The sequence below is a fragment of the Jeongeupia sp. HS-3 genome (assembly GCF_015140455.1).
GTDB lineage: Bacteria > Pseudomonadota > Gammaproteobacteria > Burkholderiales > Chitinibacteraceae > Jeongeupia.
Genome location: NZ_AP024094.1, coordinates 2361389 through 2384783 on the forward strand (window position 1 = coordinate 2361389; position 23395 = coordinate 2384783).

25 protein-coding genes are annotated in these 23395 nt (G+C 59.3%); 14 read left to right on the plus strand and 11 right to left on the minus strand.

Annotation, left to right across the window (positions count from 1 at the left end; all coding sequences use genetic code 11):
* Window positions 1-5: 5 nt before the first annotated feature.
* From miaB to JLC71_RS11285, 3 genes are all read left to right on the plus strand, one after another.
* Entirely contained in the window at window positions 6-1352 is a 1347-nt protein-coding gene (gene miaB, locus JLC71_RS11275; protein WP_200915512.1) for a tRNA (N6-isopentenyl adenosine(37)-C2)-methylthiotransferase MiaB, read from the plus strand.
* 63 nt (window positions 1353-1415) lie between these two features.
* Window positions 1416-1733: a hypothetical protein gene (locus JLC71_RS11280; RefSeq protein ID WP_200915513.1), complete on the plus strand. Its 318-nt coding sequence runs from the start codon at window positions 1416-1418 to the stop codon at window positions 1731-1733.
* A 20-nt stretch (window positions 1734-1753) separates the two neighbouring features.
* Window positions 1754-2353 carry a UPF0149 family protein gene (locus JLC71_RS11285; RefSeq protein WP_200915514.1) on the plus strand — a complete coding sequence of 200 codons (600 nt, stop codon included), beginning with the start codon at window positions 1754-1756 and terminating at the stop codon, window positions 2351-2353.
* On the opposite strand, the gene JLC71_RS11290 is transcribed toward JLC71_RS11285, so the two are convergent.
* Window positions 2331-2495 carry a hypothetical protein gene (locus tag JLC71_RS11290; protein ID WP_200915515.1) on the minus strand — a complete coding sequence of 55 codons (165 nt, stop codon included), beginning with the start codon at window positions 2493-2495 and terminating at the stop codon, window positions 2331-2333. The two genes, JLC71_RS11285 and JLC71_RS11290, sit on opposite strands and share 23 nt — an antisense overlap.
* Window positions 2496-2550: 55 nt before the next feature.
* On the opposite strand from JLC71_RS11290, the gene JLC71_RS11295 reads away from it, so the two are divergent.
* The 6 genes from JLC71_RS11295 to JLC71_RS11320 all read left to right on the plus strand — a co-directional run bounded on the left by JLC71_RS11295 (window position 2551) and on the right by JLC71_RS11320 (window position 9377).
* Window positions 2551-3555, plus strand: coding sequence for a PhoH family protein (locus tag JLC71_RS11295; protein WP_200915516.1), 1005 nt, complete (start codon window positions 2551-2553; stop codon window positions 3553-3555).
* Window positions 3552-4025 (plus strand): rRNA maturation RNase YbeY, encoded by a 474-nt coding sequence (ybeY, locus tag JLC71_RS11300; RefSeq protein ID WP_200915517.1) that lies wholly within the window; start codon window positions 3552-3554, stop codon window positions 4023-4025. Before JLC71_RS11295 ends, ybeY begins: the two co-directional genes overlap by 4 nt.
* Window positions 4026-4033: 8 nt before the next feature.
* On the plus strand, window positions 4034-4891 hold the full coding sequence (locus JLC71_RS11305) for a CorC family transporter (protein WP_200915518.1): 858 nt from the start codon (window positions 4034-4036) through the stop codon (window positions 4889-4891).
* Entirely contained in the window at window positions 4891-6378 is a 1488-nt protein-coding gene (gene lnt / locus JLC71_RS11310) for an apolipoprotein N-acyltransferase (RefSeq protein WP_200915519.1), read from the plus strand. Before JLC71_RS11305 ends, lnt begins: the two co-directional genes overlap by 1 nt.
* A gap of 361 nt (window positions 6379-6739) precedes the next feature.
* Window positions 6740-8074, plus strand: coding sequence for a sigma-54 dependent transcriptional regulator (locus tag JLC71_RS11315; protein ID WP_200915520.1), 1335 nt, complete (start codon window positions 6740-6742; stop codon window positions 8072-8074).
* 97 nt (window positions 8075-8171) lie between these two features.
* Complete coding sequence (locus tag JLC71_RS11320; RefSeq protein WP_200915521.1) at window positions 8172-9377, plus strand: hypothetical protein; 1206 nt, start codon at window positions 8172-8174, stop codon at window positions 9375-9377.
* 92 nt (window positions 9378-9469) lie between these two features.
* On the opposite strand, the gene JLC71_RS11325 is transcribed toward JLC71_RS11320, so the two are convergent.
* The 7 genes from JLC71_RS11325 to JLC71_RS11355 form a co-directional block, all read right to left on the minus strand.
* A complete protein-coding gene (locus tag JLC71_RS11325; RefSeq protein WP_200915522.1) occupies window positions 9470-10084 on the minus strand; it encodes a hypothetical protein in 615 nt (204 codons plus the stop codon).
* Between the two features lie 74 nt (window positions 10085-10158).
* Entirely contained in the window at window positions 10159-10860 is a 702-nt protein-coding gene (locus JLC71_RS11330; RefSeq protein ID WP_200915523.1) for a C39 family peptidase, read from the minus strand.
* A 27-nt stretch (window positions 10861-10887) separates the two neighbouring features.
* Window positions 10888-11268, minus strand: coding sequence for a hypothetical protein (locus JLC71_RS11335; protein ID WP_200915524.1), 381 nt, complete (start codon window positions 11266-11268; stop codon window positions 10888-10890).
* A 110-nt stretch (window positions 11269-11378) separates the two neighbouring features.
* The gene (locus JLC71_RS11340) at window positions 11379-11699 is read right to left on the minus strand and encodes a hypothetical protein (RefSeq protein ID WP_200915525.1); all 321 of its coding nucleotides are present in this window, start codon (window positions 11697-11699) and stop codon (window positions 11379-11381) included.
* 111 nt (window positions 11700-11810) lie between these two features.
* On the minus strand, window positions 11811-12617 hold the full coding sequence (locus JLC71_RS11345) for a hypothetical protein (protein ID WP_200915526.1): 807 nt from the start codon (window positions 12615-12617) through the stop codon (window positions 11811-11813).
* 439 nt (window positions 12618-13056) lie between these two features.
* On the minus strand, window positions 13057-13635 hold the full coding sequence (locus JLC71_RS11350; RefSeq protein WP_374757598.1) for an RDD family protein: 579 nt from the start codon (window positions 13633-13635) through the stop codon (window positions 13057-13059).
* Between the two features lie 16 nt (window positions 13636-13651).
* Window positions 13652-14008 carry a hypothetical protein gene (locus JLC71_RS11355; protein WP_200915528.1) on the minus strand — a complete coding sequence of 119 codons (357 nt, stop codon included), beginning with the start codon at window positions 14006-14008 and terminating at the stop codon, window positions 13652-13654.
* A gap of 305 nt (window positions 14009-14313) precedes the next feature.
* Between JLC71_RS11355 and ilvB the strand changes: the two genes are divergently transcribed.
* The 5 genes from ilvB (at window position 14314) to JLC71_RS11380 (ending at window position 20960) form a co-directional block, all read left to right on the plus strand.
* A complete protein-coding gene (ilvB, locus tag JLC71_RS11360) occupies window positions 14314-16080 on the plus strand; it encodes a biosynthetic-type acetolactate synthase large subunit (protein WP_200915529.1) in 1767 nt (588 codons plus the stop codon).
* 12 nt (window positions 16081-16092) lie between these two features.
* On the plus strand, window positions 16093-16584 hold the full coding sequence (ilvN, locus tag JLC71_RS11365) for an acetolactate synthase small subunit (protein WP_200918343.1): 492 nt from the start codon (window positions 16093-16095) through the stop codon (window positions 16582-16584).
* 27 nt (window positions 16585-16611) lie between these two features.
* Window positions 16612-17670: a ketol-acid reductoisomerase gene (gene ilvC / locus JLC71_RS11370; protein WP_374757599.1), complete on the plus strand. Its 1059-nt coding sequence runs from the start codon at window positions 16612-16614 to the stop codon at window positions 17668-17670.
* A gap of 504 nt (window positions 17671-18174) precedes the next feature.
* A complete protein-coding gene (locus JLC71_RS11375) occupies window positions 18175-19506 on the plus strand; it encodes a transporter (RefSeq protein WP_200915531.1) in 1332 nt (443 codons plus the stop codon).
* A 59-nt stretch (window positions 19507-19565) separates the two neighbouring features.
* The gene (locus JLC71_RS11380) at window positions 19566-20960 is read left to right on the plus strand and encodes a sigma-54 dependent transcriptional regulator (protein WP_200915532.1); all 1395 of its coding nucleotides are present in this window, start codon (window positions 19566-19568) and stop codon (window positions 20958-20960) included.
* Between the two features lie 16 nt (window positions 20961-20976).
* Here the strand turns inward: JLC71_RS11380 and JLC71_RS11385 are convergent, their stop codons facing one another.
* Genes JLC71_RS11385 through JLC71_RS11395 form a run of 3 tightly spaced genes read right to left on the minus strand, consistent with a single transcriptional unit; the run spans window position 20977 to window position 23325 of the window.
* On the minus strand, window positions 20977-21669 hold the full coding sequence (locus tag JLC71_RS11385; protein ID WP_200915533.1) for a hypothetical protein: 693 nt from the start codon (window positions 21667-21669) through the stop codon (window positions 20977-20979).
* A 23-nt stretch (window positions 21670-21692) separates the two neighbouring features.
* A complete protein-coding gene (locus tag JLC71_RS11390) occupies window positions 21693-22373 on the minus strand; it encodes a C39 family peptidase (RefSeq protein ID WP_200915534.1) in 681 nt (226 codons plus the stop codon).
* Window positions 22374-22428: 55 nt separating this feature from the next.
* The gene (locus JLC71_RS11395) at window positions 22429-23325 is read right to left on the minus strand and encodes a FapB/FapC family functional amyloid domain-containing protein (RefSeq protein WP_200915535.1); all 897 of its coding nucleotides are present in this window, start codon (window positions 23323-23325) and stop codon (window positions 22429-22431) included.
* Window positions 23326-23395 lie beyond the last annotated feature (70 nt).

The window sequence follows — 23395 nt, forward strand, 5'->3', positions numbered from 1 at the left end:
CAAGAATGAGCAAGAAAGTATTCATCAAGACCTTCGGCTGCCAGATGAACGAGTACGACTCGGACAAAATGGTCGACCTCCTCAATGCCACCGACGGGCTGATCAAAACCGATACGCCTGAAGACGCCGACGTCATCCTCTTCAACACCTGTAGCGTGCGCGAAAAAGCGCAGGAAAAGGTGTTCTCCGATCTCGGCCGCGTCAAGGAACTGAAGCTGAAGAACCCCAACCTCGTCATCGGCGTCGGCGGCTGTGTCGCGTCGCAGGAAGGCGAGGAAATCATCAAGCGCGCGCCTTACGTCGACGTCGTGTTCGGCCCGCAAACGCTGCACCGGCTACCGGAGCTGATCGCCAAGAAGCGCGCCAGCGGTGCGAGCCAGGTCGACATCAGCTTTCCGGAAATCGAAAAGTTCGATCACTTGCCACCTGCACGGGTCGAGGGCGCGACGGCCTTTGTCTCGATCATGGAAGGCTGTTCCAAGTTCTGTTCGTTCTGCATCGTGCCGTACACGCGCGGCCAGGAAGTCAGCCGGCCGTTCGAGGACGTGCTGGCCGAAGTCGCCGGGCTGGCACAGCAAGGCGTCAAGGAAATCACCCTGCTGGGGCAGAACGTCAACGCCTATCGCGGACGGATGCTGGATGGCGAGGAGGAGGAGATCGCCGATTTCGCCACCTTGCTCGAGTACGTGCACGAAATCCCCGGCATCGAGCGGCTGCGCTATACCACCAGCCACCCGCGCGAGATGACCCAGCGCATCGTCGATTGCTACCGTACGCTGCCGAAACTGGTGTCGCACCTGCATCTGCCGGTACAGGCCGGCTCCGATCGCACGCTGGTGAACATGAAACGCGGCTACACCACGCTTGAATACAAAAGCCTGATTCGCAAGCTGCGCGAAGCGCGCCCGGATATCTGTCTGTCGAGCGATTTCATCATCGGCTTCCCCGGCGAAACCGACGACGATTTTGAACGCACGATGAAGCTGATCGAAGACGTGCGCTTCGACGCCAGCTTCAGTTTCATCTACAGCATGCGCCCCGGTACACCGGCCGCCGATCTGCCGGACGATGTGCCGCAGGACGTGAAAACCAAACGGCTGATGCGGCTGCAGGCGCGGATCGAAGAGCTGGCGCAGGAAGTGAACCAGAGCATGGTCGGCACCGTGCAGCGCGTGCTGGTCGAAGGCATTTCCAAGAAAGACCCGAACGAGCTGGCCGGGCGCACCGACAACAACCGCATCGTCAACTTCGTCGGCCAGCCACGGCTGATCGGCCAGTTTGCCGAAGTACGCGTCACCCAGTCGTTCTCGCACAGCCTCAAGGGCGAAATCGTCACCCACGAGCACGCGTGATCTGATCGATGTCAGCGCCGGTGCAAGCTATGCTGCAGACAGCCCTCCGGCTGGAGTATCGTTATGCTTGCCCGGCGACGCGCGACTCATTTTCTCAAGCGCGACCCAATCGCCACTTTTTATACTGATGTCGATCGGCTTCGTCGGTTTTGCCGTGGTATCACTCAAGCTGGTCTTGCTGCTGTCGGCCCATCCACGGCTGTTGTCCGAGCATGGCTGGCGGCGATGAACGGCGCGCTCGAACAATTGGCCGAGCTGATCGTGTACGGTCTGATCGCGCAGCGGTTCTACCTTTTGTTCCAAATTGTGCGAAAAATTGCTGATCGACCGTCCGAGCACGACCTCGGACTCCACCCCTTAGCGAGCCCACACCCCGCATGAAATACAAACCCGAACCGCCCTTGTCTGATGCTGAGCTCGACGAGCTTGCCGCCTTCCTTGAATCCGATGCTACCGGCGAGGAGTGCATGGATCTATCGATGCTGCATGGCTTTTTGACCGCCATCCACATCGGCCCGGTCAAGCCAGAGCCCGCAGCATGGTTAGCACAGGTCTGGGGTGAAAACGGCCAGCAGCCACAATTCGCCACGCCCGCGCTCAAGATTCGCATCGAAGATTTGATCCTGCGTCTCTACAACCAGCTTGACGACGAAATCAGTAGCGAACCACCGGCATATACGCCGCTGGTTTACGTCGATGAAGAAAGCGGTACCGACATTGCTCAGCAATGGTGCTACGGCTTTACGCTCGGCACAGCGATGGCGCCCGAAGCATGGCAACCGGCCATGGACGACGATGAAATCGCCCAGTTGCTGGCGCCGATTTTTGATTGCGCCGATGACGAAGCGCGCGAGGCAATGAGCAGCGACGGTGAAAACCTCGCCGAATTCGAGCACGAACTCGCCGCCGCACTGACCGATATCGTGCCGGTACTGCATGCGTTCTGGCTGGCGCGCGTGCCGGTCGTGCCACACCGCCTCAGCAACCGCCGCCTGCACTGATCTGCCGCGCCGGGTCGGCCACGCCGCCGGCCCAGAGCTGTTTGCCGGCAACGTTGCGGCCAAGACCGGCCTGGCGCGAGTCAGCGGCGATCTGGCTTTGGCCATCCGCACAGCGGTGATTTTCGGCCTCGTTGGCATCCACGCCGGCTTTCTCGTCCTGACGCTCAAATAGCGCCGCATTGATTCAGGAACCCGTTTTGCATACCGACAAGATTTCCTTCCAGCCCATCGATAACGCCCGCCTTGCCAATCTGTGCGGCGCGCTCGACGAAAATCTCAAGCAGATCGAAACCGCGCTCGACGTCAACATCGCCCGTCGCGATGCGCATTTCCGCGTCTCCGGCGAAGCACCGCAGGTGCGCACGGCGCTGGATGCGCTGGAAACCTTCTACCTGCAGGCGACCGCACCGCTGGATATCGACACCATCCAGCTTGGCCTGATCGAACTGAGCCGCACGCCGGCCGATTTCCCGATCGATCCGGATGCGCCGCAACTGAAAACCCGCCGCGCCGACCTCAAGGGCCGCACGCCGGGGCAGAACGTCTATCTGAAGGCGATCCAGGAACACGACATCACCTTCGGCATCGGCCCGGCCGGTACCGGCAAGACCTATCTGGCCGTTGCCAGCGCTGTCGACGCGCTGGAGCGCGATACGGTCAAGCGGCTGGTACTGGTGCGCCCGGCGGTCGAAGCCGGCGAGAAGCTCGGCTTCCTGCCCGGCGATCTGGTACAGAAGGTCGACCCGTATTTGCGCCCCTTGTACGACGCGCTGTACGACCTGATGGGCTTTGAAAAGGTCACGCGGCTATTTGAAAAAGGCGTGATCGAAATCGCGCCACTGGCCTTTATGCGCGGCCGCACGCTGAATCACTCGTTCATCATTCTCGATGAAGCCCAGAACAGCTCGCCCGAACAAATGAAGATGTTCCTGACCCGGATTGGTTTTGGCTCCAAGGCCGTGATCACCGGCGACCCGACCCAGACGGATCTGCCCAAGCATCAGAAATCCGGCCTCATCGATGCGCAAGAGGTGTTGCAGGGCGTGCGCGGCATCGGCATTCATCACTTCACCAGCGCCGACGTGGTGCGTCACCCGCTGGTGCAGAAAATCGTCGATGCCTACGAGCGCGCCACGCGCGAGCGTACCGCCGCGGACGAGGCTGCCCAGCGCAGCCGCCGCACGCCGGAGAACAAACAATGAGCCGCCGCTTGAAGCTGGCCGTACAAATCGCCACCGACGCCACCGGCATTCCGGGCAAAGCGCAACTCAAAACCTGGATGGAAGCGGCGCTGCGCCCCGGCGTGAAAAATGCCGAGATCACCGTGCGCGTCGTCGATAGCGACGAAGGCCAGCAATTGAACCGCGACTACCGCGGCAAGGATTACGCCACCAATGTGCTGACCTTCACCTTTGACGACGATATGCCGGCGATTGAAGGCCTGCCCTTGCTCGGCGATCTGGTGCTGTGCGCGCCGGTGGTGGCCCGTGAAGCGCAGGAACAGAACAAAACGCTCGCCGCGCACTACTGCCATCTGATCGTGCACGGCACCCTGCACCTGCAGGGCTACGATCATATCGACGACGCCGAAGCCGACGAAATGGAGGCGCTGGAGACGCAAATCGTCACAGCGCTCGGGTATGATGACCCGTATCGCACCGACACGGAGTAGCACCAAAAATGGACGACCCCGCGTCCCCCAGTCCCAAACAATCATGGTTGGAACGACTGACGCATTTCCTGCTGCGCGAACCTGAAAACCGCGGCGAACTCGTAGATATTCTCCACTCGGCCTTCGAGCGTCACCTGCTCGACGCCGATGCGCTCGGCATGATCGAGGGCGTGCTCAACGTCGGCGACATGCAGGTGCGCGACGTCATGGTGCCGCGCAGCCAGATGGATGTGATCGACATCAGCCAGCCGCCCGCCGCCTTCATCCCCTTCGTGATCGACACCGCGCACTCCCGATTCCCGGTCATCGACGGCAATAAGGATCATGTTCTCGGCATTCTGCTGGCCAAGGACTTGCTGCGTTACTACGCTGGCGACGAGGATTTCGACGTCCGCGACATGCTGCGCCCGGCGGTGTTCATCCCCGAGGCCAAGCGGCTGAATGTGCTGCTGAAAGACTTCCGCAACAATCGCAACCATATGGCCATCGTCGTCGACGAGTACGGCGGCGTCGCGGGTCTGGTGACGATTGAAGACGTGATGGAGCAGATCGTCGGCGATATCGAGGATGAATACGATTACGACGAGACCGAAGACAATATCGTCGTCGATCGGCGCGGTTACTGGCGCGTCAAGGGCCTGACCGAGATCGACGACCTGAATGAAGAAATCGGCAGCAGCTTCTCCGACGCCGAGTTCGATACCGTCGCCGGTCTGGTCACCCAGCACTTCGGCCATGTGCCCAAGCGCGGCGAGGCGGTCGAGTTCGACGGCTTCCGTTTCCAGATCGTCCGCGCCGACAGCCGCCGCATCCATTCGGTATTGATCGAAAAACGCGCGGCCCAGCCAGAAGAAGATAGCCACTAATGGTCATTCGCAGACTTGCCGGTCTGGCATTGCTGGCCGCCCTTGGGGCGGCCAGTGTGTTTTCATTCGCGCCGCTCTATCTCGGCCCACTGATGCCGGTAGCGCTGGCCGGCTGGCTCTGGGCCGCCGCCCGCGCGCCAAGCGCACGTAGCGCGGCACTGGCCGGCTATGTCTGGGGCTTGGGCTATTTTGTCGCCAACATCTACTGGATCTACATCAGCCTGCATACTTTTGGCGGCATGCCCAGCTGGATGGCGGCCGGCTGCACGCTGCTGCTCTCGGCCTATATGGCATTGTTCCCGGCGCTGGCCGCCTGGCTAGGTCGCAAACTACCCTGCCCCGAGTCGCTACGATTGCCGTTATTGTTGCCGACGCTCTTCTGCGTCGGCGAATGGCTGCGTGGCACGCTGTTCACCGGCTTCCCCTGGGTCGAGATCGGCAGCTCACAGATCCCCGTCTGGCCGCTGGCTGGCTATGCACCGATCATCGGCAGTGTCGGCGTCGGCTGGCTGTTGATCGTCGGCATCGCACTGGCTTTGGCACGCTATCGCGATGCGCGCAGCTGGGCCGGCATCGCCGCGCTCTGGCTGGCCGGCTGGGGGCTGTTGCAGCTGAACTGGACCACGCCGGTCGGCAAGCCGGTGAGCGTGAGCCTGGCGCAGAGCAATATCTCGCAAGACATGAAGTGGGATATGGCGCATTACGTCGACAATCTGCGCGTCAACCTGCAACAGACCCAAGCCGCCAAGGGTGACATCGTGGTGCTGCCGGAAACGGCGATTCCATCCTTCCTCTCCGACGTACCGCCTTGGTATCTGGATACGCTGCGCGAAGCGGTGGGAAACCGTGCGCTAGTGCTCGGCGTACCCTTGCTGGGCAAAGCGGCCGACGAGTACTACAACGGCGCGATGGTGCTGACCGATCCGAGTCAGCCGGTCTACAAAAAGCACCACCTGGTGCCGTTTGGCGAGTTCGTCCCGGTGCCGTGGCTGTTCGGCTGGATGTACCGCTTCCTCGATATGCCCTTGTCGGGCTTTTCGCGCGGCGCGGACAAACAGACGCCATTCAGCATCGGCGCCACCCGGCTGGCAGCGAACATCTGCTACGAAGACGTCTTCGGCAGTGAAATCGCTCAGGCACTGCCCGAAGCAACCATGCTGGTCAATTTCAGCAATCTCGCCTGGTTCGATGGCTCCTGGGCGGCCGAGCAGCAGTTGCAGATGTCGCAAGCACGAGCGCTGGAAACCGGTCGCTACATGCTGCGCTCAACCAATACCGGCGTCACCGCCATCATCGATGCACATGGCCGCGTCACCCAGCGACTCCCACAGCGCGTACGCGGCGTGCTTGAAGGCACGGCCACCAATCACATCGGTCTCACCCCTTACGGTCGCTGGAAAAACGGGCCGATTTTGCTGATCTGGGTCGTCGTCTTGTTGGGGCTAGGCATGTGGGCGCGGCGGTCTTCGAGTCAGCGTCAGTCCTAAATCAAGTCACACCAAGACGTGCCCGATCACACGCCTTCCTTACGCCTTTTCAAGGCGAACATATAGCGGAAATCGGCAAACGGGCAGACATGCGGCAGAGTGCTCATTCGCCCTCTGCCGCTTGTCGTTCAGCCCTGCCAAACCCGCCATCATCCGGCCTCTCTTCTTGATTTTGCAGGGGTGCTCACCCATTCTGGGGAACAGCCAGTGCGCAAAAAATCTGACGTTGCCGCGCAGATTCAGACTTGATCGATGCCACTGGCTCATACGGCCCCCTGACCGAGCAGCATGCTCCGATCAGCACGTGGCGGCATGAAACTTACCTACTGCGTAGGCATGGCAGGGTAAGGAGGAGAACTCGGTGAACTCGCGCGCCCTGCTGTTGTACGGCAGTGAGCCGGACCGCTCGAATCCGGCGTTTCTGCCCAGTGCCATTCCCGGCTGGTACTGGATCGTTGCCGCCCATCCTGGCACTGTTCAGCAACTGATCGATGAAGAAAAACCCCACGTCGGCCTGATCCACCTGAGCCATTTCTCCGATCAATATCTGGACGAGCTGGAAGCGCTCATTCACCGCAATCCACAAATCGAATGGATCGTCGCCGCCGACCCCGAGCTGCTAGCCTCAACGGCGGTCGGTCATTTCATTTCCTGCAGTTGCTACGACTATCACACCCTGCCGGTCGATCTGCCCCGGCTGGAGGTCACCCTCGGGCACGCGTGGGGTCGAGCGCAAATGCGCCTGCGCCATGGCAGCCAGCCCCACCCCGGTCAATTCGGCATGATCGGCGCATCCGAACCCATGCAGCGGCTGTATCGCAGCCTGCACAAGGTCAGCGCTAGCGATGCACCGGTACTGATTCAGGGCGAGAGCGGGACAGGCAAGGAATTGGTTGCACGCGCGATTCATCGTCACTCTCCCCGGGCCGAACAGCCGTATATCGCGGTCAATTGCGGCGCCATTCCGGTGAACCTGATTCAATCCGAACTATTCGGCTATGAAAAAGGCGCGTTCACCGGTGCCAATCAACGCAAGATCGGTCTGATTGAATCAGCGCATGAGGGCACCGTTTTTCTCGATGAAATCGGCGACCTGCCGTTTGAATCGCAGGTCATGCTGCTGCGCTTTTTACAGGAACACAGCATCGAGCGTGTCGGCGGCCATACGCCGATCAAGGTGGATGTACGGGTGATTGCAGCCACCCACGTCGATCTGGAGCTGGCCGTTGAAGCACGCAGCTTCCGCGAAGACTTGTTCTACCGGCTCAACGTGTTGCGCATTACCGTGCCGCCACTGCGTGAGCGCCTTGATGACATCGACCCCCTCGCCGATTGGTGTTTCGAGGTTTTCAGCAGCGAAAAAAATAGCCACGTTCAAGGGTTCAGCCAGCGCGGCAAACAGGCGATGTCGCGCTACACCTGGCCGGGCAACGTTCGGGAACTGATCAATCGCATACGCCGTGCCATGGTGATGAGCGAAAACCGGCTGATTACGCCGGAAGACCTGCTACTGACACCGCCCGATACCAATGTCGCAGAAGCCTCGCTGGAACACGCACGCGACAAGATAGAGCGCGATTTGATCGAACACGCACTACAACTCAACAAGCAGAACGTCACCGAGACTGCGAGACACCTCGGTTTGTCGCGCTCGACCTTATACCGCTTGATGAACAAGCTCGAACTCAAACAATGATCGGCCGCGGCGGCACCCTCCCCCGGTAATCAACCACTCGTACCTACATCACCGCCAGTCAGTCATTTGCTTGAATGCCGAGAACAGGAGAGACGTTGTGAGTCGAAAACCAAACAAAATCGCCAGTACGATCATTATTTTGGGAATAGCCGCGGTACCCGCAGCTTATGCGAGCAGTGACGCCGGCTCTCCTGACTCGCAAGCCGAATCGGCCGCGGTACAAACGACGCCGCTTCAAGCGGCACAGGCTTCCGATGCGGAAAAACCGGCGAATGACTCACCTGCGCCCACACCGCAAGCACAAGCGGAAGCAAAGCCCGCACAGCAACCCGTCATGACGCTTAAAGAAGCCGCCGATATTCTGGCGCCAGGCGTACTGACCCCCAAGGGGGGCCTCGTTCTGGATCCCTCGCTGCAGTACTCCTATTCGGATGGCAGCCGGGTTGCATTGGTCGGCTATTCGGTGATTCCTGCGGTCACGGTAGGCCTGATCGATATCCGGGAAGAAAACCGCTCCAGCTTGACCGCGGCATTGGCGGTACGCTATGGCCTAACGGAAAGACTGGAAATTGAAACCCGGATTCCCTATGTGTATTCCCGTGATGAATCGCTGGATCGCCCTTTTCTGAATGGATCGATTGATCCAACCGTATTCAACTCATCGGGCTCAGGCGTGGGCGACGTTGAAGTGGCCATGCGTTACCAGCTTAACCAACCTCCGAATGGCAGCCCTTATTACGTGGCCGCAATACGTGCCAAATCAGACACAGGCGAAGGAACGTTTGACGTTCCTTATGATGCCAAAACAGGTCTGGCCACAGAACTGCCGACCGGATCCGGCTTCTGGGGCCTGCAAGGCACCCTGTCTGCCATTATCCCGTCCGATCCGGCCGTGTTTTTTGGCAGTCTCAGTTATATGTGGAATATCCAGCGAGACGTCAATAAAACCATTTCCTACCGCGTAGCCGCAGATGACACGCTGCTCCCGAATCAGTTTGCAGTTAAAGAGGAATTTATCGGCAAAGTGGACCCGGGTGACGTGGTTCAACTGGCCATTGGCATGGGCTTCGGCATTAACGAGCGCAGTTCTTTCAGTCTGAGCTATGACCACAGCATCATCACCAAAACCAAGATCAATGGCGAAATTCCCTCAGGATCCACCTTTGTGCAGGTTGGCATCCTGCAACTGGGGCTATCTTACCGCCTGAATAGCAGCACCACCGTTAACCTTGCCCTCGGCATCGGTACCACCGATGATGCCCCGGCGGTGCAAATGACGGTTCGGGTGCCAGTTAGTTTCTGATACGGATCGTTCTTTACCTGCAACACACAAAAAAACCGGCGGTTGCCCAAAAGCAAGCGCCGGTTTTTTACATCGCCGATCCATCCATCAACTTAGCGAGCGCCTCGGGTCAAACCCTGATTGATCGCACTGAGTACCCGATTGCTCAGCACCGTCGAAAATGAATTGGCAGAAACACTCAGCACCGTGCTCACGCCGATATTCCTATCGTTTGCCGAGTTCTGGATAATCGCGGTCGGCAGGATATTATTTGCCGCTCCCAGCAGCAAAATATTGGTCGCGCCTGCGGCACTCAAACCTGCGGTGCCTGCCCGCAGCTGTGGCGTTGAAATAGAGATGGATGGCAAGGATGACTGATTACTCCACTTAAAACTGGCTGAAGCCTCGATTTTCCCATCCAGGGTGATCACTCGCTCAATGGCGAAATTGACGGCCAGTGACCGGCCCATATCGGCCCCCCCCTGTATGCCGGCCAGTGTATCGGCACTGACGACAGACGCCTCTGCAACAATGATGCGGTCATTTGCACCATCCGCTGGCCGGGCTGCCGGCGCATTCGTTGCCATGGCCGCATGAGCTGGTACATCAGCCCCCTCCAGGCGATCGGAGGCCGCGACCGAATCCGCTTGCGCTGACCCGGCTTGGAGGCCAAGAACCACAGCACAGCACATCATTGCGTAAACCTGGGTGTTTCCGACGGTCATCATTCACCCCATTCGCTCGCGGTTGATTCTTCGCCACACACAGCCACAAACAGCCACAAACAGGCTTACCGCGGGGCTTAAAACCGGAAGTCATTCGGCCCTGGCAAGGTGACGCTGAAGTTTGCCAGATTCGGATTGAAAACACCTGCAGCCAAAGGGCCTTTAGTCACACTCCCCCAATCGGCCTGCGTGTTGAAGTGCGCTTGCCCGACGCTTTTGTAATTCAGAATCAGAAATGCAATATGCCCCCACATCGTCTCGAATTTTTCGCGCGAATAGGACTTAACGCCAACCGCCGGATCCCCCACCAGCACAAAGCCGTTGGCAAAGCCCTTAACAACCACAAAATGGCGATAGCCATCCAGGTTCAAAACGACAATGGCAGGAACGCCCAGCTTCTCGAGTTCTTCAAGGGATAATTTATACCCGTTCGCCTCGAAGCCCTCTGCCTCGACATAGGCTTTCATATCCCGCATGGAAAAACCGGTATTTTGTATCGATGCCTGGTTGCCATGCTCATACATGCCCTTGAAGGTCTGGCTCTCATCAACCGGCCATTGGTAATGGTATTTCAACAGTGTTGCCAATGCGGCCGACCCACAACTGAAATCATACTTTTGCCGTATGGTGTTACGAAAAGCCTTCTCCTTGAAGGTGGCCACATTCACCCGGAAACCATCCAGCTGCCCCACCACTACCGACATGGGTGCGGCAAAGCCAGGCGCCACGGACAAAGCAGCCGATATCACCCATACCGCCTTTATCTGCCAAGCCAACATCGCACTCCTCCCGCGCCGTGTACGCAGCTACTGTACCGATACATTCAGAATGGTGGCATTCTGAATACTGACCGAGTTGCCGCTGTTCTGGATAACGGTGCCAATCCCGTTCATCCCAGCCAGCGCACCGGCGCCAATCATGTTCATTCCAGATGTGACATCCGTCAGCGCGCTGACTACTGAACCCGTCTGGGTTGCCGTATTGGCAGCACTCTGCACCCTTAAGCTTTCTACGCCGATTTGTCCGGTAATCGGTGCCAAATCCACGATTTCAGATCGTGCCGGCAAAACCAGCATATCGGCGTTATTTTTCTCGGCGCCAGATACTTCGAGCGGAGCGGCATACAGCCCACTCGAAACCCCATAGGTCATCACCACAACGATCAAGCCTCGAATCACCGTGTTCATCACAACCCCCAGCACGATTTGGCCTCGAAAGAACCAGCCACTCTGCTCATCTACCGCAGCCAGTCAGCGCCACAGTACGTCCTTGCCCCAGGAAACAAATGCGCAGTCCCTTATCGGGCAGACTGCACGTTGGCACCTACATTGATCGATTGCTGAATCAGGGCGTTGTTGCCGCTATTGGCGGATACCACCCCGAAGCCATTGATGTTTACATTGCTGATGCTGGTATTGCCGGAACTCAACGCGGGCACGACTGCGGGCGCGCCGACGAGGTCGACCGACGTAACCGATGTGCCAACACTACCCAACTGGTTGGAAGTCAGCGTATTGGTGTCAACGGCGCTGCTGATATTGAGAGTATCCCCGGCAAAAGCCGGGACAGAAAAAGCAGCAACCATACCGATAAGGATCCGGGCGACAACTCTGGCCATTTTCACACCCACTGAGCAAGTAGATTACGCCCGCCATATCCCGCATGCGCGGATTGCGAGCCATCCGGACCAAAAAACCGGGGCCTGAATACGGCCCCGGCATTGCTCCACTTAAGGCGTGATACTGGCGTTGATCTGCACGTTGTTCTGGCCTTGCTGCACCGAACCGAACCCTGCATTGCTTTGCATGACACCCACACCGTTAATGGTGTTGCCGGTGAGATTCGATGCGCCCGAAACCAGCACGGCCAAGCCAAAGCCCGCACCCAAGCCGGAATTGCCACCATTGCCGCCAGCAGCACCGGCACCGGAATCAGCATCAGCCAGCCCCAGCCCAAGGCCCAATAGTCCCAAACCAAGCGCACCAGCACCGGCATTTGAACCGGCACCGGCACCACCGCCAGCACCACCATTACCACTATCGCCAACGCCCAACCCCGGGGTGATCGGCACGGCAAAAGCACCAGCGTTCTGATCGGCATGGATCTTGTTCGTGTTGGTGTGAGTTACCGTTGTGGTCGTGTTGTAAGAATTCTTGGTGTTGTAGGAAGAAGTGGTATTGCCAATGTCCTTCCACGAAGCGGCAGTACTACCGTTGTTGGCCGCATTACTATGGTCGTCCGCATCAGCATTTGAATCGAAGTCCAGCTTGGTGTAGGTGTAGGTTTTGGTCTTGTTGTGGCTATCACTCGTCGTAGTGGTCTTGGTCTTGTTGTTGCTATTGGTATCCACGTCGGTCTTCGTAATCGTCGTGGTCTTGGTGCGATCATGCGAATCGTTTGAAATGGCGACGCTACCGTCATCTGCGGCGGCGCTATGTGCAATTGGAACCTGCACGGTTCCGTCATCAAGAACAGCAAAAGCAGCCGAAGTACCGAATGCCATTGCAAACCCAGTGATAATTGCGAGCTTGTTCATCACAAATCTCCTCAAAGCAATGATCCCTTGCGGGATGACCACGCCCCAACAACGAGACGCAGGCTATGCTGAGCAACAGCCATGCCAGATCAGACGAAAATCGCAAGCAATTGAATTTAAAAGAAAAAACACAAGACCAACCAAGCAAACCACAGCAAGAGTGTGTTTCACTTCTGAAACACAAACGCTAACCATCACCTTTGAATCGTGCCTTGATCTGCTCTAGACGCCTTGTCTGGCGCGGTTCTCAGAGCACCATTAGCAGATGTGCCACTCTTGAGACACCGTGGCGCTTCACCTCACCTCGGCACTGAGCTGGCACGCAATAATGGCAGCGAATCCATGTCACCCATGCTGATAACGCCCGACCAATGGCCGGTTTTCTGCATGCAAAGGGAGGGCGTGAAGGTGGCCGGCAATGCAGGCAACAAGCGAAAAATCAGCGCGAAGGTGCCGATGGTTTGGCGCGCAGAGGGATCGTGCGCACGATGCGGGTTCCGGCCAAACGGTCGTGCAGCAGTTGGCCACGCCGATCAAACCAGGCGGCCCACAACCAGGGTGACACCAGCCAAGCGGTGCCCAGCCAGGCCCACGACAGCCAAGCACGATCATGCCAGGCGAGAACCCACAAGGGCACGCATGGCAGATAGCACAACGATGCCGCCACAAACCGGATCAACAACTGCCGCCATGACGGGCGCACGCCATCGCTCGTCTCTAGCTGAAGTCGCCAGGTTTTCATCGCCAGCGTTTGCCCGCCACGGCACCAGCACAGGCCAAAATAGGCAAACGACGTGCCAATCAGTACGGTGAAGTTGAGCATCCGCAACCAGGGCGAAGTCGAGATCACGGCGACCGATGCGCCGCTGAGCGACTGATAGCCAAACTGATAAACAACCTGAATCAGCAATAAAACCGGCACCAGCAAAAACAGCTCATAAACCCAGGACAAACAGCGTCGCCACCATCCTGCATACAGAGTCGCTTCGGCCGTTATCTTGGGCGTTGCCTGGTTCATGGAACCTGTCCTTGGTTTACAACACGCTCCACCCGTTGCGGATGATGCGTGCCGGTATTGATCGCGGATCGCGTTTTACCAGATGCCCCGGGATGAGGAACGCCAACTCCGCCAGCGGTTGGCGCGCGCAGCGCAGCCAGCTTTTTTGCACCGGATGGAGTGCAACATCCGCATTCTGGATCGCGACGATCGCCAGTTCTGACGCACATTTTGCGACCTCGGCCTGAAAGGCCGTGAGCTCGGCCTGCGACGCCAAATAGCACGCGATGTTGCCGGCTTGAAACAAGCGGCAGATGCTAGCAAAGCACAGTTGACGAAGCCAGAAAAACTTGCCAAGCCAAACCTGATCCGCTAACGTCACACGTTCACCCAATCCAGATCAGTGTCGGCCGCCGAAGTGGCAGCCGATGCACCGAAAGGCACCGCCCGCGCAACACACCGCAGTCGTCCCCAACTCGGGCCACAAGCTCGATCGAAGGCGGCCCGCCCGGTAGAAAATTCGGATTTGCGGCATGGCCGATTGTCGAGAATCAACAGGAGCGCCGCATTACCGCGCGACACTCCGAACCGCCCGCACGCCCGCTGGCGATTCACCCGATTACTCAGACTAAGCGTGTCGACAAGTTCAACCTGGATGGCAGTAGGCTATCTAAAACATTTAGTTGTGAGGGTGATCCCATGGAAATCTCAGGTGCAGAGATCGTCACCCGCTGTCTGCAGGAAGAAGGCGTTGAATTCGTCTTCGGCTACCCAGGCGGCGCGGTTCTGGAAATCTACGACGCGATCTTCAAGCAAGAACACTTCAAGCACGTGCTGGTTCGGCACGAGCAAGCCGCGGTGCATGCCGCCGATGCGTATTCGCGCTCGAGCGACAAGATCGGCGTAGCGCTGGTCACCTCCGGCCCCGGCGCCACCAATGCCCTTACCGGTATCGCGACCGCCTATATGGACTCGATTCCGATGGTCGTGCTGTCGGGTCAGGTCGGCACGCCGGTGATCGGTTCGGATGCGTTCCAGGAAGTCGATATGGTCGGCTGTTCGCGGCCGATCGTGAAACACAACTTCCTGGTGAAGGATGTGCGCGACCTCGCCGCCACCTTCAAGAAGGCGTTTTACATCGCCTCGACCGGTCGCCCGGGCCCGGTGGTCATCGACATCCCCAAGGATGTGACCATGGCCAAGTGCGTGTTCGAGTACCCGAAATCGGTGGCTATCCGCAGCTACAACCCGCCGACCAAGGGTCATCCGGGCCAGATCAAGAAAGCCGCGCAACTGCTCGCCGAGGCCAAGCGTCCGTTCATCTATGTCGGCGGTGGCGCGGTTCAGGGCGGCGCCGGTGACCTCGTCACCGAGCTGGTCAAGCACCTGAATGTGCCATGCACCAACACCCTGATGGGGCTGGGCGCGCTGGACGGCACCGATCCGAACTTCGTCGGTATGCTCGGCATGCACGGCACGTACGAAGCCAACCTGGCGATGCAGTACTGCGATGTACTGATCGCCGTCGGCGCGCGCTTCGACGACCGGGTGATTTCGATTCCGAGCCAGTTCCTGTCGAACCCGAAAAAAATCGTCCACATCGACGTCGATCCAAGCTCGATCGCCAAGCGCGTCAAGGTCGACGTGCCCATCGTCGGCGACGTCAAGCATGTGCTGACCGATCTGATCGCCGTGCTGAAGGAAACCGGCCTCAAGCCGAACGCCGATGCGCTGGCCAACTGGTGGAAACAGATCGACGAATGGCGCAAGCCGAACTCGCTGCTGTACACGCCATCGACCGAGGTCATCAAGCCACAATCGGTGATTGAGGCGCTGTGGCAGGTTACCAATGGCGAAGCCATCGTCACCTCCGACGTCGGCCAGCATCAGATGTGGGCCGCGCAGTATTACAAGTTCCGTCGTCCCAAGCAGTGGATCAACTCGGGCGGCCTCGGCACCATGGGCTTTGGCCTGCCGGCCGCAATGGGCGCGCAGTTGGCCAACCCGAACGCGCAGGTCGCCTGCGTCACCGGTGAAGGCTCGATCCAGATGAACATCCAGGAACTGTCGACCTGCAAGCAATACCACACGCCGGTGAAGGTGCTGAGCCTGAACAACCGCTATCTGGGCATGGTTCGCCAGTGGCAGGAGTTCTTCTACGGCACCCGTTATTCCGAGTCGTATATGGATGCCTTGCCCGATTTCGTCAAAGTCGCCGAGGCCTATGGCCACGTCGGCTTCAAGGTCGAGAATCCGGCCGACGTCGAGCCGGTGCTGAAGGAAGCCTTCGGCCCGTCGCTGAAGGAACGCCTGGTGTTTATCGATTTCCGCACCGACCAGACCGAGAACGTGTTCCCGATGATCCAGAACGGGCGCGGCCTGAACCAGATGGACCTGCCGCCGCATATGCGCGGCATGCAGCAGGTGCCGTTCGACAACAACCGTGACTACGGCAACCTGGCCTGAGGAGGAATGAACATGCGACATATTCTTTCCGTCCTGATCGAAAACGAAGCCGGCGCGCTGTCGCGCGTCACCGGGCTGTTTTCGGCACGCGGCTACAACATCGATTCGCTGACGGTGCAAACCACCGAAGACGCGACGCTCTCACGCATGACGATCGTCACCCACGGTTCCGATGACGTGATCGAGCAGATCACCAAGCAGCTCAACAAGCTGATCGAAGTGGTCAAGGTCATCGACCTGAACGAAGCCGAGCACATCGAGCGCGAGCTGATGCTGATCAAGGTCCGCGCCACCGGCAAGGAACGCGATGAGATGAAGCGGATGGCGGAAATTTTCCGCGGCCATATCATCGATGTGACCGAGAAAAGCTACACCATCGAGCTGACCGGCGACGGCAATAAACTCGACGCCTTTATCAAGGCGATCGACCCGGCGGTGATCCTTGAAACCGTGCGTACCGGCGCCTCGGGCATCGGCCGCGGTGAACGCATCCTCAAAGTCTGACGCACCACCGATTTCAATACGCTGAACTTGGGGCGAGCGCCGCCCCGCCATTCAAAAAGGAATGAAACAATGAAAGTTTCCTACGACAAAGATTGTGATATCTCGATCATCCGCGGCAAGAAGGTCGCCATCATCGGCTACGGCTCGCAAGGCCATGCCCACGCCTGCAACCTGAAGGACTCCGGCGTTGACGTGACCGTGGGTCTGCGCGCAGGCTCGGCGACCGTTAAGAAAGCCGAAGCTCACGGCCTGAAGGTTTCCGACGTGAAGACCGCCGTCGCCAACGCCGACGTGGTGATGATCCTGACCCCGGACGAATTCCAATCCAAGCTGTACCTGGACGAGATCGAGCCGAACATCAAGCAGGGCGCGACGCTGGCGTTCGCTCACGGCTTCGCGATCCACTACAACCAGGTCGTGCCGCGCAAGGATCTGGACGTGATCATGATCGCACCGAAGGCACCGGGCCACACCGTGCGTTCCGAATTCGTCCGTGGCGGCGGCGTACCTGACCTGATCGCCATCTTCCAGGATGCATCGGGCAAGGCCAAGCAAACCGCGCTGTCGTACGCCAGCGGCGTCGGCGGCGGCCGTACCGGTATCATCGAAACCACCTTCAAGGACGAGACCGAAACCGACCTGTTCGGCGAACAGGCCGTGCTGTGCGGTGGCGCCGTTGAACTGGTGAAGATGGGCTTCGAGACCCTAGTTGAAGCCGGCTACGAGCCGGAAATGGCCTACTTCGAATGCCTGCACGAGCTGAAGCTGATCGTCGACCTGATGTTCGAAGGCGGCATCGCCAACATGAACTACTCGATCTCCAACAATGCCGAATACGGTGAATACGTGACCGGCCCGAAGGTGATCAACGAAGAATCCCGCAAGGCGATGCGTCAGGCACTGAAGAACATCCAGACTGGCGAATACGCCAAGCAGTTCATTCTGGAAGGCCAGACCAACTACGCCTCGATGACCGCTGCCCGTCGTAACAACGCCGCGCACGGCATCGAAGTCGTTGGTGCCAAGCTGCGTGAGATGATGCCGTGGATTCAGGCAAACAAGATCGTCGACCAGTCGAAGAACTAATTCGACACCGTGCATCACCCGAAACGGCCAGCCTTTGCTGGCCGTTTTTTTTGCCCGCTCCGCATGCCGCACGAGATGAACTCGACTACGCCAGTAGTGCTGCAGATTACGACCGCCCTTATCGGCGGTGATGCGATGAGTGCCGAAGCATCTGAAGCATTTTTGGCAACAAGCTGACAGCCGGCTTTGCCCGCCCCTTCGCCCATGCACCTGGCGACTCATGCTGCAATACCCGGTAAATCCGCGGGATGCTCGACTAGACTGATGACGTGCAATCCCATCGCCCAGAGCGATATTCCCAGCTTACCCTTCAATCTGAATGCCATTCAAACTTGCCAACAAGGCAAGATTTGGTATAGAAATTAGAAAGGGGCAAATGACATTCACACTAATTAGAACGTCGCCATGCCATTCGTTGGCAGCGCTCACAAGGCGCCGCCAATCATGAGCGTGCACCAGATGCAGACGTGTCCCTGTCAATTGATCATCCCCTCAGGAATTCATATGGACAAACGCATCTGCGCCGTGCCCCTCACGGTCATGGCCATCTCATGCCAGCTCGCCTTCGCAATCCCTCCCAAAGCCAAGCCCAATTCCCAGATTGAGCAGCTCAGACAAGCGAACCAGCAGCAAGCGGCCAAACTGGCGGCGCTGGAAGATCAGATCCAGGCTTTGCAAAAAATGGTCGGCGATTTGAACAACAAACTGGTTGGCACCGCCCCCCCGCTCGCCAAACAGACCAGCCCCGGCACCTGGAACAAAACGGGTAATGCGCCGGGCCAGCCACAACAAGGTAGCGTCGTTGCCGCCGTGGCGCCACCACGCCAGCTGCTACCGCCGCTACCCCCGGTTCCCGCCGATAAAACGGCCGGCGATGCGCCCAAGAGCGTCGAGGACATCTATCAAGCGGCCAGTGGTTTCAATTCGTCGAGCCGCTATTCGCTTGAGGCGGGGCTGACTTACAGCCACTACGACACGCGCGAGCTCAAGCTCAGCGGCTTTCTGGCGCTGGACTCGATCTTTCTAGGCAATATCAATCTCGACCGAACCAAGCAGGACACGCTCACACTGGATCTGACCGCCCGTTACTCACCGAGCCCGCGCTGGCAGTTCGACATCAGCACTCCCTTCGTCTACCGCAATGCCCAGTATTTCTCCGGTGGCGCCGGCGGCGCCGCCACCAGCGTGTCCGAAGCCGAAGTCACCCGTTCGCCACAGCTCGGTGATGTCAACGTCGGCATAGCCTACAAGCTGATACAGGAAACGATCGACTGGCCGGATACCACCGCCAGCCTGAGCCTGCGCGCGCCGACCGGCAAAGAACCTTATGGCATCAAACTGGCCGAGGTCCCCGGCAGCAATGGCAACCTGATGGTGCCATCGGAACTACCCACCGGTAGCGGCATGTGGGGCCTGACCGGCGGACTGGCAGTAGTCAAAACCGTCGATCCGGCGGTGATCTTTGCCAACGTCGGTTACAGCTATTACTTCAAGCGTAGCTTCGACGACATCAGCGCCAATGTCGAAACAACGCAGGCGGGCGAAGTGCAGCAAGGCAGCAGCCTGCAATTCGGCGCCGGCACCGCCTTCGCGCTGAACGAGAAACTCAGCCTGGGCCTGTCATATTCGCAGCAGCTGGTTCGCAAGAGCCGCATCCGCGCGGAAGGTACAACCTGGAGCGATGTCATCGGCAGCGATGCCAACGTCGCCACCTTTAACGTGGGTATGACCTACGCAGTCAGCAAAGATATGTCGGTTATACCCAACCTGGCCATCGGACTGACGCCGGAGGCAGCCAATTACACCGTATCGATCAAGATGCCATACAACTTCTAGATCCCGGTTCGACAATAAAAAAAACTGAATACATAAAAGCAGCCCCTTGGAGAAGCAGCATGAGCATTGCGGATAAATTTCTATTCCAGGTCGGCGGCAATCTGAAAGAACCATGGCACTCGGTGCTGAGTGCCTCTGGCTGGCAGGTCATGCATTTCCCCGATGCACAGCGGCTGGCCAGCGTCCGCCACGTCGGCAATGCCACGGTCGGGCTGATCTACGCCGACGAACAACTGCTACCCAGATTACCGAAGCTGGCGCCGCAATTCGCCAAGCATGATCTCGCCTGGATTTTGCTGGTTGAGCAGCGGCTGATCAGCAGCCCGCATGTCGCGCGCTTCATCGACGAATTCTGCTACGACTACCACAGCCTGCCTGTCAATCCCGGTGTGCTGATTGTCACACTGGGCCGGGCACACGGCATGGCCACGCTGCATCGCTCCCAGCAAACCAGCGAGAACGAATACCAGGGCGAAATCATCGGCGAGCATCCGAGCATTCAGCGCATTCGTCGCGATATCCGCAAGATCGCCCCTACCGACGTCAACGTACTGATCAGCGGCGAATCGGGCACCGGCAAGGAGTTGATCGCCCGGGCGCTGCACCAGCAGTCCTCACGTGCCGATGCGCCTTTCATTGCGGTCAACTGCGGCAGCCTGCCGGCCAACCTGGTGCAGTCCGAACTGTTTGGTCACGAGCGCGGTGCCTTTACCGGTGCATCGGAAAGACGCATCGGCCGTATCGAAGCCGCCAACAAGGGAACGCTGTTTCTCGACGAAATCGGCGACATGACCTTCGACACCCAGGTCAACCTGCTGCGCTTTCTGCAAGAAGGCATCATCGACCGCGTCGGCGGTAACACGCCGATTTCCGTCAGCGCCCGCGTGGTTTCGGCCACCCACGTCGACCTGCCCAAGGCCATTGCGCTGGGCCGATTCCGGGAAGACCTGTTTTACCGGCTCAACGTCTGTCGCCTGCACCTGCCGCCGCTGCGCGAACGCCACAGCGACATCCTGCCGATCGCGCACTACCTACTGGAATATCACGCCGGCCGCCTGGGCGTGCCGCGCAAGCGTCTCGCAACGGAAACGGCCAGGGCGATGGTCGCCTATTCCTGGCCCGGCAACGTCCGCGAACTGACCAACCGCATCTGCCAGGGACTGGTGATGGCCAGCGGCCGGCATATCAAGCCGCAGGACATGGGCCTGAATCCGAACGCATCGTTCGAGGGCCGGACGCTGGAAAATGCCCGCAAGGAAGCGGAGCGTGACGCAGTCCGGCTGGCACTGGCGCTGCACAACGGCAGCAACGTCAAGGCGGCGCAGGAACTGGGCGTGTCACGCGCAACGTTCTACCGCTTGATGCAGAAGCACCTGGGCCTCGTTCTCTCGGCCGATGAACGCGCCGAGCTCGATCATGAAAACCGGCACGATACCGCCAGCGACGAGAGCTGAGCGGGCCGCAAGCCGCTTAGCGTGAAAGCCCCTGGGTCAGCGCAGGAATCGATGCGGCAATCGTGCCCTGCCCGGAGGCACTTGGGCGCAGGCCGACCGTGATGCGCATGGCGTTGTCGACCTGGATACCGTTGCCACGGATCACCGTCAGCTGCGACAGCTTGCCGCCGCCGACGGACTGGGTACTCAAGCCGGCTGCGCCGCCGTTGACGGTCAACGCCAGTGTGCCGCTGGTGTTGGTCGGGACGACGCTCACCTGCTGCCAGCCGTCACCGGCCGGCAGCCCCGCAGCGGGTCGCCCTTCGACGAGATCGATCACGGTCCGGTTGTTCGCGTGATTCCCCGCCCCGGCGATCTGGTTGACCTGGGCGACACCGGTCACGTCGACCGGTGTCGCGCCAGCAGCGGTCGAAACGCCCTGGGTCGTGGCACCGGCCAGATTGTAGCGTGTCAGCGTCGCGCCACGCCCCGGCTCCACCGCCAGCGCTACCGCGCCGCCGACCCTGCTACCATCAGGCCGCGTCCAGACCGTCGCCAGTTGCACGCCAAAGTGCAGCACCTCACCGGCGTTCAGATAGCGTCCGCGCAGGTTTGCCATCGCCGCATCATCGAGGGTGGAGAACTGCGGCATGGCGTCGATGCGCTCGACGGCGTACAGCGGCGTACAGCACACCAGCGCCAACGCGCCAACGTAAAATCGCTTGTCCATCGCTCGCTCCTGTCAGACACGGGCTAGAAAAAATCGCTGTGGCGAAAGCCGAACTCGATCAGCTCGGCGACCGGGACCGGCTGCGCCGCGTCGACCGCAGACCTCGCCGAAAGCCGGGGCGTAATACGTACCAGTGGGTTATCCACCCGGTAGCCCTGGCCGACCACCGCCAGCAATACACCGCTCCATTGCGGCAAAAACTCGTCCATACGCATTTCCCGGTTACCGACCGACGGGTCGGCGACGAAAACCCGGTCCGCCGTGGCCTTGCGCAACACCACGAAATGCTTATAGCCATTCGTATCCAGCAACGTGATCACCGGAACCTTCAGATTCGGCAACGCTGCCGCACTCATCTGGTAACCCTTGCTGCGAAACCCCAGCGCCTCGACGTAGCGTTTCATGTCAAGCATCGAGAAGCCCAGACGCTGCACCGCCTGCGAGTCGGCACCTTGCATCATGCCCTGCAGTACCACCTCCTCCGGCGCATCCAGGCCATAGGCGTAACTCAACATGGTTGCGAGCGCAGCCGCACCACAACTGAAATCGGTCTTCTGCTCGACGACGTTGCGGAACCGCGCCTCGCGCAGGCTGACGGCCTTGAGCTGGGGCCGCGTCGCACCGGTGAAGCCGGGAACCGGCATTTCGGCGGCACACAGCGGCACCGCGTTGGCCAACAACAGGGAGAAGAGAAAGGCTTTCATGATATGAGGACGCGAAAGGGTTGCCCCTTCCGCGTTGTCCCTTATGCCGGGGCGCTTAGCGCGCCGAGGCAATCGCCAGGGTATTGACTTGCTGGTTGCCGATGCCGGCCGCCGAGTTCAGGCCCGCGCTGCCCGTGAAGCAGTTGGCGGAGTTGTTCAGCTCGGCTTTGTTGGAGATAAACGCTACCTTGACCTTGTTGTGATCGCTCAGCTGCAGGCCGCCGGTCGTCGCAACGGCCAGAACACCGTTATCAACCGAGGCGATCGCCGTGTAGTTGCCCTGCTGGTTGCCGACCCCGGCCGCCGAGTTGCCGCCACCATTGCCCTGGAAACCGTTGAAGCTGTGGTTCAGCTCGGACTTCACATCCACGCCGTTCCACCACGTGTAGTCGAAAATGGTCACGTCGTTCAGCTCGCTGTTCTGCTCGTAGGTCACAGCTGCGGTGGCGATGCCCTTACTCGAGCCATAATGCGGCTTGCCACGCTCTCCACGGCCCCCGCCGGACTTGCCAGCCTCGGTCGACGCAATGGCCAACGAATTGTTCTGCTGGTTGCCGATACCGGCGGCCGAGTTGGCACCGAGATTGCCCTGGAAGTCGTTGCCGGAATAGTTCAGCTCGGAGTTCGACGGGTCCAAAATGAAGACCGTGTTGTCGATGCTTTTTTGCACTGCGTCGACCGTCGCAGCAGCGGCATGATCGCCCTTGATGTTCTTGGCATCACCGCTGACCTCAACCTTCACCGAGGTTTCGGCGGTTGCCTTGGTACTGCCGACATAAGTATGGGTCGACTTGGTGTCCGATTCGGTTTTGTCGGTAATTGTCGACGTCTTGGTCGAAACGACCGGCGGTTTTTTCGGATGTTCTTTGGGGGGCAGCGGGCGGCTAGCCAGAGCAGTGGTCGAAACAGCAGCAAGAGCCAGCGCAACAGCGGTCAGTTTCAGGGTTTTCATCTTGCATCTCCTCAGAGCTCGATAAAAGTACTGCACACGAAGGAACTACGAGTTTGGCCTGTTGTAACAA